Raw genomic sequence first — 15,746 nt, 5'->3', positions numbered from 1 at the left:
CCTCGGGTGCTTTTTTGTTATAGTTAAAATGTTTCAAAAAAGTCCAGCGCTACTGGTACAACTGTTAATAAGTTATAAAATAACTTTTTTTGCTAACTCTATAATTTGAGGTAATCAAAACTACAATGGATACACTTCGTCCTATTCGCCGCGCCCTACTTAGCGTGTCAGACAAAACGGGTATTGTTGAATTCGCACGCGCCCTTGCAGCTAAAGGTGTGGATATTCTTTCCACTGGTGGAACGTGCAAACTCTTAGCCGACAATGGCATCCAAGTTACAGAAGTGTCAGATTATACTGGCCACCCTGAAATTATGGACGGTCGTGTTAAAACCCTTCATCCAAAAATCCATGGTGGCATTTTAGCTCGCCGAGGTACTGACGAAGTGGTTATGGCACAAAACAATATTTCTGAAATCGATATGGTTGTTGTTAACCTTTATCCATTTGCAGCGACTGTTGCTAAAGAAGATTGTAGTTTAGAAGATGCGATTGAAAATATCGACATCGGTGGCCCAACAATGGTACGCGCTGCGGCTAAAAACAACAAAGACGTTACTATCATTGTTAATGCGGCAGATTATGACCGTGTTATTGCTGAAATGGATGCTAACAATGGCGCAACGACTTATCAAACGCGCTTTGATTTAGCGATTGCTGCATTTGAACATACCGCACAATACGATGGCATGATTGCTAATTACTTTGGCACTAAAGTACCTGATTACAGCGAAAATGCTGCTGAGCACCCAGATTCAGCGTTTCCACGCACTATTAATTTCCAGTTTAAGAAAAAGCAAGATATGCGTTACGGTGAAAATTCACACCAAAATGCAGCGTTTTATGTTGAAAATGACATCGTCGAAGCGTCAGTTGCAACAGCAAAACAACTTCAAGGTAAAGCCCTTTCTTATAACAACATCGCTGATACCGATGCAGCTCTTGAGTGCGTTAAAGAATTTTCAGAGCCAGCCTGTGTTATCGTTAAACATGCAAACCCATGTGGCGTGTCTGTTGGTGCAAACATTTTACAAGCGTACGAGCGTGCCTTTAAAACAGACCCAACATCAGCGTTTGGTGGCATCATTGCATTTAACCAAGAGTTAGATGCCGATACTGCAGAAGCCATCGTTTCACGTCAATTTGTTGAAGTGATCATTGCGCCAAGCGTTTCTGAAGAAGCTGCGCAAATTGTGGCCGCGAAACAAAATGTACGTTTATTAGAATGTGGTCAATGGTCAGCAAAAACATCAGGCCTTGATATTAAACGTGTTAATGGCGGTATTTTGGTTCAAGACCGTGATTTAGGCATGGTCACTCAAGGCGAGCTTAAAGTTGTTTCTAAACGTCAACCTACTGAGCAAGAATTAAACGATTTAATGTTCAGCTGGAAAGTGGCAAAATTTGTTAAATCAAATGCGATTATCTACGCACGCGATGGCATGACAATTGGCGTTGGCGCAGGTCAAATGAGTCGTGTTTACTCGGCTAAAATTGCCGGTATTAAAGCAGCTGATGAAAACCTAGAAGTGAAAGGCTCTGTAATGGCGTCTGATGCGTTCTTCCCATTTCGCGATGGTATCGATGCAGCTGCCAATGCAGGCATAACAGCGGTAATTCAACCAGGTGGTTCAATGCGTGATGACGAAGTGATCGCCGCAGCCGACGAGCATGGTATGGCCATGGTCTTTACTGGCATGCGTCACTTCCGCCATTAAAAAACCATAAAACATAAAGCAGCTTAGGCTGCTTTATGTTTATCAGCCCAAAATTCATAGCCAGTGTTTTTTTTTCTGTTATTTTGTTAACACACAAATGATAACGATAAGGGAATGAAGATGACGTTACGATTCAATAGCCTACTGATTGCAGCCGCAACACTTACGCTCAGTGCTTGCACCAGCAGCAACATCACTGACGTACTGACAGATGCTCGCCAATCAACACTTCGTAGCGCCGAAAATCAAGCGCGCGATGAGTACCGCCACCCCATAGAAACACTTACTTTTTTTGGCTTAACACCAAACATGCGGGTTGCCGAAATTTGGCCAGGCTCAGGTTGGTACAGTGAACTACTTGCTCCGGCACTCAAAGCGGATGGAACGTATTACGCAGCTCATTTTCCTGCCGATTCTGACGTGAAATATTATCAACATGCGGTCAATGAGTTTAATGATAAACTCGCCAGCAACAAAGCATATGACAACGTCATCGTCACTGAATTTTACCCAGGTACCCACCATAGTATCGCTCCTGCAAGTAGCCTTGATATGGTGCTGACATTTCGTAATTTGCACAACTGGTATATCCAGCATGATTTAGAAGGAGTGAACAATGCGTTTGCTGCTTTTTATGCTGCATTAAAGCCCGGTGGAATATTAGGTATTGTTGATCATCGATTACCTGAAGATCGCAATGAACAAAAAGCAAAACGCTCCGGCTATGTAAAACAAAGTTGGGTTATTGGCCTTGCTCAACAAGCAGGTTTTGAACTCGTTGCTACAAGTGAGATTAACGCCAATCCACTTGATACGGCAGATCATGAAAAAGGGGTGTGGACACTGCCTCCCCGTCTCGCTTTAGCTGAACAAGATGCCGATAAATATCGTGCAATCGGCGAAAGTGATCGCATGACGCTTAAATTTAGAAAACCAGATAATAAATAGGGATCTCCTTGTGAATGTACTCGTAATTGGTAGTGGTGGTCGTGAACATGCTTTAGCATGGAAAGCGGCGCAATCATCAAAAGTAACTAAAGTATTTGTGGCTCCTGGCAACGCTGGTACGGCGCTTGAGCCTAAACTCGAAAATATCGCAATTGCTGTCGAAGACCTAGACGGACTGCTTACTTTTGCACAGCAAAATGCCGTAGAACTTACGATTGTTGGCCCAGAAGTACCGTTAGTATTGGGTGTGGTTGATAAGTTCCGCGCAGCTGATATGGCTATTTTTGGCCCTACGGCTGGCGCTGCGCAACTTGAAGGTTCTAAATCGTTTACAAAAGACTTTTTAGCACGCCATGCCATTCCAACGGCTGACTACCAAACATTTGAACAAATTGAACCGGCTCTTGCTTATTTAGCGCAAAAGGGTGCACCTATTGTCATCAAAGCCGATGGCCTTGCTGCAGGTAAAGGTGTCATTGTTGCTATGACTAACGCCGAAGCTGAAGAAGCTATCCGCGACATGTTAGCCGGCAATGCTTTTGGTGCTGCAGGTAGCAGAGTAGTTATCGAAGAATTTTTAGAAGGCGAAGAAGCTTCGTTTATCGTGATGGTCGATGGTAAAAACGTATTACCATTTGCAACCTCACAAGATCACAAACGTGCTTATAACCAAGACCAAGGACCAAATACCGGTGGTATGGGCGCTTACTCACCGGCTCCTGTTGTAACTGATGAAATCCACCAGCGCATCATGAACGAAGTGATTTTCCCAACCGTTGAAGGCATGGCGGCTGAAGGCAATCCGTATACAGGCTTTTTATATGCCGGTTTAATGATTGCTGCCGATGGCACACCAAAAGTAATCGAGTATAACTGTCGTTTTGGTGACCCAGAAACACAACCTATGATGCTACGTTTGCAATCAGACTTAGTTGAGCTGATTGAAGCTGCAAATCGTGTAGAACTCGATAAAACAACCATTGAATTTGACTCACGTGCCGCAGTCGGTGTTGTGCTTGCAGCAGCAGGTTACCCGAGCGATTATCCAAAAGGCGATGTGATTTCTGGTTTAAAAGTCACTTACCCTGATGGACAAAAGATATTTCATGCCGGCACCAAACAAGTGGGTGATGATGTGGTAACAGCCGGTGGCCGAGTATTGTGTGCTACAGCGCTAGGCCATACAGTAACTCAAGCGCAGCAAGCTGCTTATGCACTAGTGAACGAAGTAAGTTGGCAAGGCGTTGAGTTTCGTACCGACATTGGTTATCGCGCAATTGAACGCGAACAAATAAAATAAATATTACTCACAATCACGTATTTAATAAAAACCAAACGGATGCTCTTACTCAAGCATCCGTTTTTCATTACCAAACTTTTCTATCCATCTCATTAACGTCTACACTTGCTTAGTAAAATAACTCAAAGTCGGCCACACTATCTCAATGCCTATAAAATCCACAATATCATACCCAGCTGCTTTTTTAATTATTGTGATTGTATGCATACTTTTGAACCAAGTAATAAAAGTTATTGGCGACCCTACCCTACGCACCATTGAACACACCCAAATTATTTACACTCGCACTGCATTTTTTATCGATACCACGAACAAAGTTAAGCTTGATGACTTAATAGCGCAGCCTTCATTACTCAAGACGGCCCCATTAAACGATATTCCTTGGAGCTTTGAGCAACAAACCTACTGGCTGAAATTGGCCCTTCATAATAAATCCGGCAAACATAATCAACTCGTTGCATATTTTGATAATCCAATGCTTGATGAGTTAACTATTTACCAAGTAACGCACACCTCGGACATTCTCAAACAAAAAACACTCGGTGATACAATAAAAGCGCTAAATCTAGCAGATAAAAGCTTTCCGTCTTTTGAATTTGACGTTGCCCCTAACCACTCAACCACTTTATTTTTAAGAATAAAAACCACCGGTATAGCCAAAACCCCAATCCTAATATATACCACACACGAATATCAAAAATTTAAAGAGATTGTTCATTTAATTTGGGGGGGCTTTATTGGGATTTGTATCATGATAGCGCTTTATAATTTAGTGCTTTTCTTTGGTATCAAAGACCCTGTTTATCTAATTTACATTGGTTATATTATTTCGGTGCTCATGCTGACAGGCGTTGTGCTCGGTTTTGGCCATTACATTTGGCCAAGCGCTGTTGAATATTTATTGCATCAGCATGTGATTTTTATCAACTTTGCCATCGCTATATTTTCATTATTATTTACCTTGTCGTTTTTACGGTATTTTAAAAGTCGCGGTCGACTGTTTATCATTGCGCGTTATTTTTTATATTGCATGCTTTTCTTTGCTGGACTTTCGCTGTTCATTCCTGAGTATATCGCTGCGCCACTATTTTTTATTAATATGGCCATGTTATACCTCATTTCATTTATCCTGATTGGCTATAAAGTAAGGCTTGGATTTCGCTGGGCTAAATTTTATGTGATCTCTTGGCTACCAATGATTTTATGCGCCCCCATACAACCTTTAATGTTAACGGGTAAAATTGAGTATTCTTTCTTAACCAGTTATGCCTTTTTAATCGGGGTATTACTTGAAATTATTTTAATGGCGATGGCATTAGCTGATAAAATGCGCTACCAAAAAGAAAAAGCTCTTTTTAATGCCACTCATGAGCTCACGACTAACTTACCTAATCTAAACTTATTAGAAACACGCCTACTGGAATTACAACAACAAGACGTTAAATACAGTCTATGTGTGATTGAAATTACCAATTTACACTCGATTGCTCCTTATATCAGCAATCAAGAAGTCGACAAGTTAATTCTTAATGTAGTTAAAGATATTAGTGCACAAATCAATACCGACCGCCGCTTTATCGAATTTGAGCACCAGCAAGGCCATCCTATTAAAGTCGCGAAGGCGCGTGATGGGGTTCTTGCAATTTTGGCTTGTAAATTTATCAACTTACAGGCGCTGATATTACAACTAGAAAAAATTCAGCACACCATCAATAAAGACTTAACCTTAAGCGGTTTATTTATAAATCTCGATACACATATTGGTGTTTGTGATCACCCCCATAAAAACACCTTAATTAGCCATATTATCAGTCAGGCTTTTCAGGCTCTTGCCCAAGGTAAGCGTGAGGGTATTGATATTTGTATCTTTGAAGAAAGCGAAGAATTAAATGTAGCCCAACGCTTATCGCTTGCAACTGAGTTACAGCAAGCGATTCGCGATAATAAGCTTGAACTTTATCATCAGCCTCAAATAAATTTATCAACAAATACGATTGCCGGATCTGAAGTGCTACTGAGATGGCAGCATCCTGAATTAGGATTTATTTCACCTGATAAATTCATCCGCATTGCCGAAGATACTGGTGTGATTAACGAGCTAACTCTTTGGGTCATCCATAATGCTTTTAATCAACTTAATGAACTGATTCAACAAGGCTTTAACGCTCATAAAGTGTCTATCAATATCAGTGGTAAAGACATTAATATGCGTGGCTTTTTAAATAAAATCAGCAAGGCGCTTGCTGGTTCTGGCGTTCCTCCTGAACTTATCAATCTCGAACTTACCGAATCTGTTATGGTGAGTGATTTTAAAATTCTCAGTGAATTAATGAAGGCCTTTGCCAACATGGGGATTAATGTGTCTGTTGATGACTATGGAACAGGTTACTCCTCACTCGCCTATATTTCACAACTGCCTTTTAACGAGTTAAAAATAGATAAGAGTTTTGTATTAAATTTAGCTGAGTCACCACGCAATTACACCATAGTTAAAAATACGATTGATATGGCAAAAAACCTTCACCTAAGTGTTGTAGCTGAAGGCGTTGAATCAAGTATTATTGAACAAAAATTACGTGATTGTGGCTGTGATATTGTGCAAGGGTATTACTACAGCAAGCCGCTGCCTTTTTCAGAATATCTAATTTGGTTAAAAAAGTATCAACAACAATCAATTAGCCAAGTTTATTAATGTAATGTTTGTTACTATGACTGCTTGAATTATTGGGGGCGAACCAAGTATGCAAGGCACATTAAAAAAACTAAAAGCACATTTAACTACACCTGTTGAATATCATTTACCCGTTGGAGACCAATTAATTCCATTGAATGATTTAATTGGGAAACCACTCACTATTAGCCATACTGGCAATATTTATTGCAGCCACTGCGCAAAAAAAACCAATAAAAGCTATTCGCAGGGCCACTGTTTTGTGTGTATGCGAAAATTAGCCAGCTGTGATATGTGCATCATGAAACCTGAAACCTGCCATCATGCTGCAGGGACATGTAAAGAGCCGCAGTGGGGGGAAGATAATTGCATGATCCCGCATTATGTTTATTTAGCAAACACATCCGGTCTAAAGGTAGGGATCACCCGCCACACGCAAGTACCTACCCGCTGGATAGATCAGGGCGCCACCCAAGCACTCCCCATTTTTAAAGTACAAACACGCTTACAATCAGGTTTAGTCGAGGTTTCTCTCGCTGAATTTATTGCCGATAAAACCAATTGGCGTACCATGCTAAAAGGACCTGGTGACGCCATTGATTTAAAAGCCGTAGCTGCTGAGCTCATACCCCAAATAAAACCTAAACTTGATGAATTAGCTCAACTTTTTGGCGCAACCGCGATTGAGGTTCTCGATGAAGACGTGGTTGATTTAACCTACCCTGTTAATCAGTACCCTAAAAAGTTAACAAGTTTTAATTTTGATAAAGACCCTAATATCTCAGCTGTTTTATTAGGTATTAAGGGTCAATATCTTATTTTTGATACTGGCGTGATTAATATTCGCAAATTCACTTCATACGAAGTTTCAGTCTCGTTTTAATCTTACTCATTCATACAGTGCGATAAAACAGTGAAGTCTTCTTGAGCGATAAAACGTGCATATTCGCATGGATACAAGGGTTTACTAAAATAAAACCCTTGTATCACATAACACTCTAAGCGCTCTAAAAAGAGCAATTGCGTGGCTTTTTCAACCCCCTCAGCTACAAGACCTAGCCGTAAACTTTTAGCCAATGCAATTATTGCGGTGACTATTTGGCTATTACCATACTCATCGGGGACTTTAGCAATAAAACCTGCATCAATTTTAACTGTATCGATTGGCAGCTGCGTTAAATAGCTTAATGCAGAATACCCTGTGCCAAAGTCATCAAGCGCGATTTTAACACCGATTTTCTTCAACGCTGTGAGTACTTTTTTAGCTTCAGGTAATGAAGTAATAAAGCTCGATTCTGTAATCTCTATTTCTAAACTTTGCGGCGAAACATGCCAATGTTGCAATGCATTTTGTACCGCCAACACTAAATTGCCTTGGCTAAAATGCAATGCAGAAATATTCACAGAGACCTTTGCAAAGGGCACCCCCTCATCAAGCCACTGCTTAATTTGCTGGCATGCTTTGTTAATCACCCAAATATCAAGCTCAACAATTAAACCCAAACTCTCTGCTAAGGGAATAAACTGCGCAGGCGAAATACTCCCAAGCTCTGGGCTTTGCCAACGAAGCAATGCTTCAAGGCCGGTTAAACGACGATTTTTAGTGTCTATTTGCGGCTGATAGCATAATTTAAATTCATTGGTACGCAGAGCTTTTTTGAACTTGCTTTCCATTGCTAAACGCTCTAACGAACGCGCATTCATGGCTGGTTTATAAAGCTGAAATGAATTACGCCCCAAGTCTTTACTACGATACATCGCCACATCCGCGTGTTTTAGCAAACTATGTGAGTCACCACCATCATCAGGATAGACTGCTGCACCGATTGATGTTGTGATTGAAACATCTAAGCCATTGAGTTTAAAAGGTGCTTGTAGTTGGTTTATAAGCTGATAGGCAAAAGCAGTTAGTTGCTCAACATCCGTAATTTCGGTAATTAAGAGTGTAAATTCATCCCCCCCTAAGCGGGCTAAGGTATCCCCCTCTCGGACACACACCTGTAGTCGCTCAGCGACTTGGCGAAGTAAAATATCACCAACATTATGACCCATAGTATCGTTTATTTGTTTAAAATGGTCTAAGTCCAAAAACATTACCGCTAGTTTGCTATTGTCACGATGGGCCGTTGCCAGCGCCATATCAAGGCGATCACTAAATAAACGACGATTGGGTAAGTGAGTTAACTCATCAAAATACGCCAGTGAGATAATACGCTTCTCAGCTTTTTTACGCTCAGTGATATCGCTAAAGATTGCCGCATATAACAACTCTTCATCATCCGGTTCTTTTATTTCAATAATGGTGAGCCATTCTAAATACACTTCACCATTTTTCTTTTTATTCCATATTTCACCTTGCCACATATGCTCACGGCGCAAACACAACCACATACGGTCATAAAATGCTTTATCATGTTTACCTGAACTTAATAAACTTGGCGTTTGGCCAATCACATCTTCAGGCTGATAGCCTGTTAACGTAGTAAAGGCCGGGTTTACCTGAAAAATAGTGCCTTTATCATCGGTGATCATCACCCCATCAAGCGATGCATTAATGATTTGCTTTGCCAAATACAAGTTTTTCTGCGAGGTTTTAAGTGCCTGATTACGTTGCGATAGTACTGTTTCAAGTTCAGTCATATAAGCCGCTTCAATATCGGTAATGATGTGGCTCAGAGATAAAATACCACAAATACTCAAGTCCAAATCTTCAACCACTAAATGACGGATATTATTTGCCTGAAGTAAATGGTAAGCACGATACAAGCTAATCTCACGTCGGATCGTTAACAATGGCCAACTTGCAAGCGCCCAGCAATGGCTTTCACTTTTACTTTCAGCGAGCACATTAAGCAAATCTCGCTCTGTAATAATGCCCGTTTGTTTAAGTTTTTGATTAAACACCAGTACCGCGTTCACCCGCTCATGTCGCATGCTTTGCGCAACATCATTAATGCTTTGTTCGCTATCGATAATAGGAACATTAGCATTAAAGCTCTGGTCGACCTGACGAAAATGTAAGTAATGTTCAAGACCCTGATTTTTAACTACATCGCTTAAACTGATAATACCCACAGCGCCACCTACCTCATCAACAACCAGTAAATGACGAAAGTGATTATGATGAAAGATAGCGGTTACATCTGGAAGTAAGGTTTGCTTGGTGACCTTTTTAACCGGGGAACTCATTGAGTCTTTGATATAAGCTTTTGAAAAATTTGGCGCTAAAAAGTTTATTTTAGCGCAATCTGATTCAGTCCAAATACCAACAATCTGCTTGTTATGAGTAACAAAAATAGAACTAACATGATGCGTTCTCATCATTTTAGCGGCATCAACCAATGTAGTGAATTCATCACACATCACTAAATTGGTAGACATCACATCAGCTGCGGTCATTGCTTTAGATTTCACTTGCATACAGAGGATTCAGGCTATTGACTAAAAATAGCCGCAAGATTAACGCAAAGCGGTGAGATTCAAATTGATTCAGAACAAATTTCAGCCAATAATAGATGCCATAACCATGCGACTTAGGTCTTATTATTTATGCCCAACTTTCCCATTTTATGTTTTACCGTCGGATTTGATGATGTGAGCTATTTTGCAAAACAAACGAATTTCAGTGAATATTTAGCCAGCCTGCCACTTAGCATGCATCAAGATTTACGCTTAGTATGCCAAGATGGCCTTGAATATGACGGTTTATTCAATCATCTTGGGCAAGTATCGCTAGAAGATTTTAGTCATAAAGTAAAACACACGTTAGTACTTGAAGGACAATGCTGTATCGATAAAATCAAGCTAAACGATTATCAGCAAGGGTTTATCTTACTCGCTGAGTTCGCTGAATAACCTCAATATTGGATAATAAAAAAGCCTCACAAGTTAGTTCAAGTAAGGCTTTATTTTTTAGCTATTCATCTTTTTTCATTTTTTTATGCTTGTTTTTGCGCATTTTATCAAGCTTTTCTTGCTGTTCAGGTGTTAATACATTCCATACTTGATTAGTATAGCGCGCACGGATCACCGCCATTTCAAGCATCTCAGTCTGATTGCCTTGCATTAAACTTCTAAACGCAGCTTCATCAAATTGCGCTGCATGCACAATGGCTTTTAATTCCGCTTTTTTACTCTTCATTGCTTCTTTAAACGGACTCAAATCAGCGTTACTCAAGGTGGCCATGGCTGCGATCTGAGCTTGCTGGTTGGGTGTTAATGCCAATCGCTTAGCTACTTTTTCAGATTGTAAAAAGCGAAACATATCCGCGTCAGGTTTTGCGATACTTGCCGTTGAAAATAAAGTTGCAGCACTTAAGCCTGCAATCAAAAAAATTTGCGATAATTTCATGGTAACTCTCCTAGTGGGTTGACGAACTAACTATAACCAATTCAATGAAAAGGAACGCAAAGCAACGTAAAGGTTGTGTAAAGAATGCCAATTCGAATTATGGCGAGGTAAACTAACACCATTAGAGGAGATTAAAATGCACGTATTACTCATCGATGATGACATTGCACTATGCGAATTACTAAGTGAATATCTTGGCGCCCAAGGGTTTAATTTAGTTATAAAAAATGATGGTGACTCTGGCTTAAATGCAGCATTAGCCGGTGACTTTGCCTTAATATTACTCGATGTAATGCTACCAAAACGCGATGGCTTTGAAGTCCTAAAGCTCTTGCGTCAGCAAAAACTCACCCCTGTTATTATGCTTACCGCCCGAGGTGAAGACTTTGACCGAATTTTCGGATTGGAACTCGGTGCAGATGACTATTTAGCAAAGCCTTTTAATCACCGAGAATTATTAGCTCGTGTAAAAGCAATTGCCCGTCGAATTGAGCACATTACTGCCGCAAACAAAACACAAAATTTACTGTGGCATGATATTGAAGTCAAAACCCAAAGCCGTGAAGTGTATGCTGCGGGGCATGCTTTATTGCTTACCGGTACCGAATATGAAATTTTGCATTTATTGCTAAAAAATGCAGGGGAAATCATCAGCAAAGAGCAGATTAGTGAGCAAGTCCTTGGCCGGCGTTTAGCTGCTTTTGACCGCTCTATTGACATGCACGTTAGTAATATTCGAAAAAAAATAGCCGAACATATTAATGAAGAAAGAATAAAAACAATTCGAGGCACAGGTTATATTTTTGTCTGTGGTAGTACACAATGAAACACATCAGCTTTGACCCTAGACGCTACCTCTTTTTTAAAATCTTTTTATGGTTTTGGGTCACCATTTTGGCCACCATTAGTTTGGCGTTTTTTTTAAGTAACATCACCGCTAGTCATGTCAGTAGTGAACCACTTGAAGGCCCGATGGCAAAAAATATTCAACACTTAGCTTCAAGTATTGAGCGAATGGCCGAGAAAACTCAGCGTACAGTCCAAGAGATTGTGAGCCACCCAAGAATGGTCAAACAACGCTTGACTTACATTACGACAGAAAACGCCGACGAAAGTTTTTTCAATCAAGCCACTCCTGATAATCTTGATATTAGCTTGATTAATTTTAGCCGTGATTTACGACCGCAATTTATTTTAACTGAACACTATCATGCGTTTGGACCTGTTAAATTGACCGTAAAAAATAAAGAATATCTTTTTTATGAAATTCAAATAGATCCAAAACCTCATTTCATCTTAAAGCTTAAGCTCATGCCATTGTGGTTAAAACTTGTAATTGCGCTCGGTGCCTCTTTGACTTTAAGCCTTTTATTTACCAAAACACTGATGCAGCCAATTAATGCATTAAAACAGGCTGCAGGTGAGTTAGCTCAAGGGCAATTAAAAAGCCGAGTCTCAAGTATCAGTCCTCGTCACGACGAACTAGGTGAATTAACGGCAGAGTTTAATAAAATGGCTGAAAAACTAGAATTGTTAGTGACCGGCCAAAAACGCTTACTTGCTGACATCTCTCACGAGCTTCGCTCGCCCCTCACTCGGTTACAAATGGCTGCAGGTTTAGCGCAAATGCAAAGCTCACCAAACGCCTTACCCTATATTCAACGTATTGAACAAGAAGCTGAAAACCTAGATAAAATGATTGCAGATGTACTGACTCTTTCTCGATTAGAAGCCCAAAGCCACACCTTATTTAAAGAGCTCAATGACATTAATTCGGTTTTAGGCCAAGTAATATCAGATGCTGAATTTGAAGCTAAACAACATGACAAGTCGCTAATCTGCCAAGGCAAGGTTGATTGCCAATTTAGCTTCGATGCAAAATCATTAGCCAGTGCACTAGAAAACGTATTACGTAATGCGATTAAATATGCCACCTCTGAAGTCAATGTTACGGTAAAGCAACAAAACAATACTCTCTTTGTCGTTATCTGTGATGATGGACCCGGCGTACCTAATGAATATCTAACGGCTATCTTTGAGCCTTTTTTTCGAGTATCTCAAGCAAGAGATCGTAACTCTGGCGGCACAGGATTAGGGCTTGCAATCAGTAAGCACGCCATAGAAGCTCATCAAGGCAGCATTCATCTAAGTAATCAGCCCAATGCTGGTTTATGCGTGACCATTACACTGCCTTTGGAGTCGTAAGTTTCATGTTTATTAGCCAAGAAAATAACTTACTTGAACATCAAAAGGCGATTGAGGCGTTTTGGCAACAGCAAGTTGTACAAAGTACGCTCTGTTGTGATGATTACGAACTGCAATATGCTTATGTTATTCCTGAAAAAGCGACCCGCGCAGTGGTGATCAGTAGTGGTCGTATAGAAAGCTTATTAAAATATAAAGAACTTATTTGGGAGTTTGTGCAAAATAATTATGCCGTATTTATTGTTGACCACCGCGGCCAAGGGCTATCTAGCCGCAAGTTAGCCAATAAACATAAAGGCTATATTGTAGATTTTAAAGACTACACCAATGATTTTGCGCTCTTTAATCAGCGTATAGTTGATACTCACTGGCAAGGTAAAAAATATTTATTGGCTCACTCGATGGGTGCAGCCATTGCAGCTTTATACTTAAAAAATTACCCTCACAACTTCGAAAAAGTCGCCTTTTGCTCGCCAATGTTTGGTATTAATTTAGGAAGCACTCCATTGTGGTTCGTTAAAGGGATTGTTAAGACATTACTAAAATTTGGGGCTGGTGAATCCTATGCGCTAGGGCAAGGCGATTATCTAGCAAAGCCTTTTAATAAAAACCAACTGACACAAAGTGCGCTGCGCTATCAGCTATTTCGCCAAACATATCAACAAAACCCAGCCATTCAATTAGGGGGGGTGACAGTAGCTTGGCTTAATGCTGCATTGAGTGCCATTAAAGAGTTAAACCACACCACCCTTTCTTTACCAGTGCTTTTGCTTCAGGCCGGTCAAGATGAAATTGTTGAAAATAGCGCCCAAGATTCATGGCTTGTACATAATAAAAACGCTGAATATAAACTTTTTGCAACCGCAAAACACGAACTGCTGTGCGAGCAAGATACAATTCGCACAGCTGTTATAACATCTATTTATACATTTTTTGATTTCTTAACGACAGACTGCGGATCTTGATGAATTAATACATCAAGTTGCCCTTCCATTTTTGAGCTTAGAATGGCGACAACATCTTCAGTGACTTTATGGGCCTTAATCAATGGTAAATGATCATCTAACTCAATATGTAACTGCACAAATTTAATTTGACCCGCTTGACGAGTGCGTAAATCATGCGCGCCATGAACTTGCTCATGGCTGCAAACCCAAGCCAGAATCTGAGACTTCTCCTCGTCGGGTAATTCTTTATCCATCAAATGATCCGCACTCTCAAGAGCAACATGCCAAGCATTAAGCACTAAGTAGCCCGCCACAGCGAGTGCAAAAACACCATCGGCATAAAGCCATCCATAATAAGCGAGCGCCATCGCCAAAATAACACTCGCATTTAAAATTAAGTCACCTTTGTAATGAATTGAATCTGCTTTTATAGCAATAGATCCTGTTTTTTTAATCACTTGGGTTTGTACAACTACAATCACTAAAGTACAAATAATGGCAAAGATACTTACGGCAATACCAATTCCAGTGTGACTAACTGAAGATGGGTTTATGATCCGCTCGATACCATGAAATGCCAATAGGCAACCACTTCCAGCAATAAAAGCTGCCTGACCAAGCCCAGCTAAAGCCTCTGCTTTACCATGGCCAAAACGATGATCATCATCTGCGGGACGAAGTGCATAACGCAGCACAAAAAAATTCATTAATGTCGCTGTGATATCCATCAACGAATCAGTAAGTGATCCCAGCATTGCAGCAGAACCGGTGACCACCCAAGCCCAGATTTTAGTCAATATCATCAAACTGACCATAGCCATAGTGATCCAGCTCGCCAGCTTCACCCAAAATGCATAATCTCTTTTACTCACGACACCAGTCCAAAAAACTAAAACGATATAAGGAATGATATCATTTTAATACGACTCACCACCTCTTTTTGTTACTATTACTTATTTGGTGTAGCAGCACCTAATATCACTTTTTAGCTATTTAATTGAGGCCACTATGCTTGATATCGTTTTATATCAACCTGAAATTCCACCTAATACTGGCAATATCATTCGTTTATGTGCTAACACCGGATACTCTCTTCACTTAATCGAACCGTTAGGTTTTGAGTGGGACGATAAACGAGTGCGTCGTGCAGGGCTTGATTATCATGAATTTAGCCATGTGAAACGTCACCCTAATTTAGAGAGCTATTTCGCGACAGAAAAACCAAACAAAGTCTATGCATGTACAACCAAAGGATCTGGACCTTACCATCAAGCACAATTTGCAAAAGGTGACTGCTTACTGTTTGGACCTGAAACACGCGGATTACCAATGGAGATTATTGAATCTCTACCTAATGAACAACGCCTTCGTATTCCGATGAAGCCAGATAGCCGAAGCATGAACTTATCAAATGCCGTTGCTGTTTTTATCTTTGAATCATGGCGCCAACTAGGTTTTGAAGGCTCAGTGTAACCTCATCGACCTCTTATTTGAGGTCGATGTAAAAACCAAAAAATAACATTTACTTTCAAATTCTTACAATTAAATTAGCCACACTGCCAGAAAGTTTCTAAAAAACAAACTAGACTCAATTCAAATGGATTTT

13 protein-coding genes are annotated in these 15,746 nt (G+C 40.3%); 10 read left to right on the top strand and 3 right to left on the bottom strand.

Annotated features, from left to right (window positions below; translation table 11 throughout):
• Positions 1-125 precede the first annotated feature (125 nt).
• The 5 genes from purH (at position 126) to AC3KZC_RS03210 (ending at position 7,520) form a co-directional block, all read left to right on the top strand.
• A complete protein-coding gene (gene purH / locus AC3KZC_RS03230; RefSeq protein ID WP_490578057.1) occupies positions 126-1,718 on the top strand; it encodes a bifunctional phosphoribosylaminoimidazolecarboxamide formyltransferase/IMP cyclohydrolase in 1,593 nt (530 codons plus the stop codon).
• Between the two features lie 120 nt (positions 1,719-1,838).
• Positions 1,839-2,666 (top strand): class I SAM-dependent methyltransferase, encoded by an 828-nt coding sequence (locus tag AC3KZC_RS03225; RefSeq protein WP_490578058.1) that lies wholly within the window; start codon positions 1,839-1,841, stop codon positions 2,664-2,666.
• Between the two features lie 10 nt (positions 2,667-2,676).
• Positions 2,677-3,966, top strand: a complete 1,290-nt coding sequence (gene purD / locus AC3KZC_RS03220; protein ID WP_490578059.1) for a phosphoribosylamine--glycine ligase — start codon at positions 2,677-2,679, stop codon at positions 3,964-3,966.
• Between the two features lie 211 nt (positions 3,967-4,177).
• Positions 4,178-6,658 (top strand): EAL domain-containing protein, encoded by a 2,481-nt coding sequence (locus AC3KZC_RS03215; protein WP_490578060.1) that lies wholly within the window; start codon positions 4,178-4,180, stop codon positions 6,656-6,658.
• A gap of 49 nt (positions 6,659-6,707) precedes the next feature.
• Positions 6,708-7,520 (top strand): DUF2797 domain-containing protein, encoded by an 813-nt coding sequence (locus AC3KZC_RS03210; protein ID WP_490578061.1) that lies wholly within the window; start codon positions 6,708-6,710, stop codon positions 7,518-7,520.
• A 2-nt stretch (positions 7,521-7,522) separates the two neighbouring features.
• Here AC3KZC_RS03210 and AC3KZC_RS03205 read toward each other — a convergent pair whose 3' ends face one another.
• Positions 7,523-10,057, bottom strand: a complete 2,535-nt coding sequence (locus tag AC3KZC_RS03205; RefSeq protein ID WP_490578062.1) for an EAL domain-containing protein — start codon at positions 10,055-10,057, stop codon at positions 7,523-7,525.
• 129 nt (positions 10,058-10,186) lie between these two features.
• On the opposite strand from AC3KZC_RS03205, the gene AC3KZC_RS03200 reads away from it, so the two are divergent.
• A complete protein-coding gene (locus AC3KZC_RS03200) occupies positions 10,187-10,492 on the top strand; it encodes a DUF4144 family protein (protein ID WP_490578063.1) in 306 nt (101 codons plus the stop codon).
• A gap of 61 nt (positions 10,493-10,553) precedes the next feature.
• On the opposite strand, the gene AC3KZC_RS03195 is transcribed toward AC3KZC_RS03200, so the two are convergent.
• A complete protein-coding gene (locus AC3KZC_RS03195; RefSeq protein ID WP_490578064.1) occupies positions 10,554-10,988 on the bottom strand; it encodes a Spy/CpxP family protein refolding chaperone in 435 nt (144 codons plus the stop codon).
• A gap of 136 nt (positions 10,989-11,124) precedes the next feature.
• Between AC3KZC_RS03195 and AC3KZC_RS03190 the strand changes: the two genes are divergently transcribed.
• From AC3KZC_RS03190 to AC3KZC_RS03180, 3 genes are read left to right on the top strand one after another with little or no spacing between them, the layout of a single operon-like run.
• A complete protein-coding gene (locus AC3KZC_RS03190) occupies positions 11,125-11,814 on the top strand; it encodes a response regulator (RefSeq protein ID WP_490578065.1) in 690 nt (229 codons plus the stop codon).
• On the top strand, positions 11,811-13,193 hold the full coding sequence (locus AC3KZC_RS03185; protein WP_490578066.1) for an ATP-binding protein: 1,383 nt from the start codon (positions 11,811-11,813) through the stop codon (positions 13,191-13,193). The genes AC3KZC_RS03190 and AC3KZC_RS03185 overlap by 4 nt, the downstream gene beginning before the upstream one ends.
• Before the next feature lie 5 nt (positions 13,194-13,198).
• Positions 13,199-14,158 carry an alpha/beta fold hydrolase gene (locus AC3KZC_RS03180; protein WP_490578067.1) on the top strand — a complete coding sequence of 320 codons (960 nt, stop codon included), beginning with the start codon at positions 13,199-13,201 and terminating at the stop codon, positions 14,156-14,158.
• On the opposite strand, the gene AC3KZC_RS03175 is transcribed toward AC3KZC_RS03180, so the two are convergent.
• On the bottom strand, positions 14,116-15,012 hold the full coding sequence (locus AC3KZC_RS03175) for a cation diffusion facilitator family transporter (RefSeq protein WP_490578068.1): 897 nt from the start codon (positions 15,010-15,012) through the stop codon (positions 14,116-14,118). The genes AC3KZC_RS03180 and AC3KZC_RS03175 overlap by 43 nt on opposite strands.
• Positions 15,013-15,148: 136 nt before the next feature.
• Between AC3KZC_RS03175 and trmL the strand changes: the two genes are divergently transcribed.
• A complete protein-coding gene (gene trmL, locus AC3KZC_RS03170; RefSeq protein ID WP_490578069.1) occupies positions 15,149-15,613 on the top strand; it encodes a tRNA (uridine(34)/cytosine(34)/5-carboxymethylaminomethyluridine(34)-2'-O)-methyltransferase TrmL in 465 nt (154 codons plus the stop codon).
• Positions 15,614-15,746 lie beyond the last annotated feature (133 nt).

The sequence above is a fragment of the Pseudoalteromonas sp. J2K-J031 genome (genome assembly GCF_058197095.2).
Note: the sequence above shows the minus strand (reverse complement) of the source record. Positions and strands in the feature narration are given on the sequence as shown.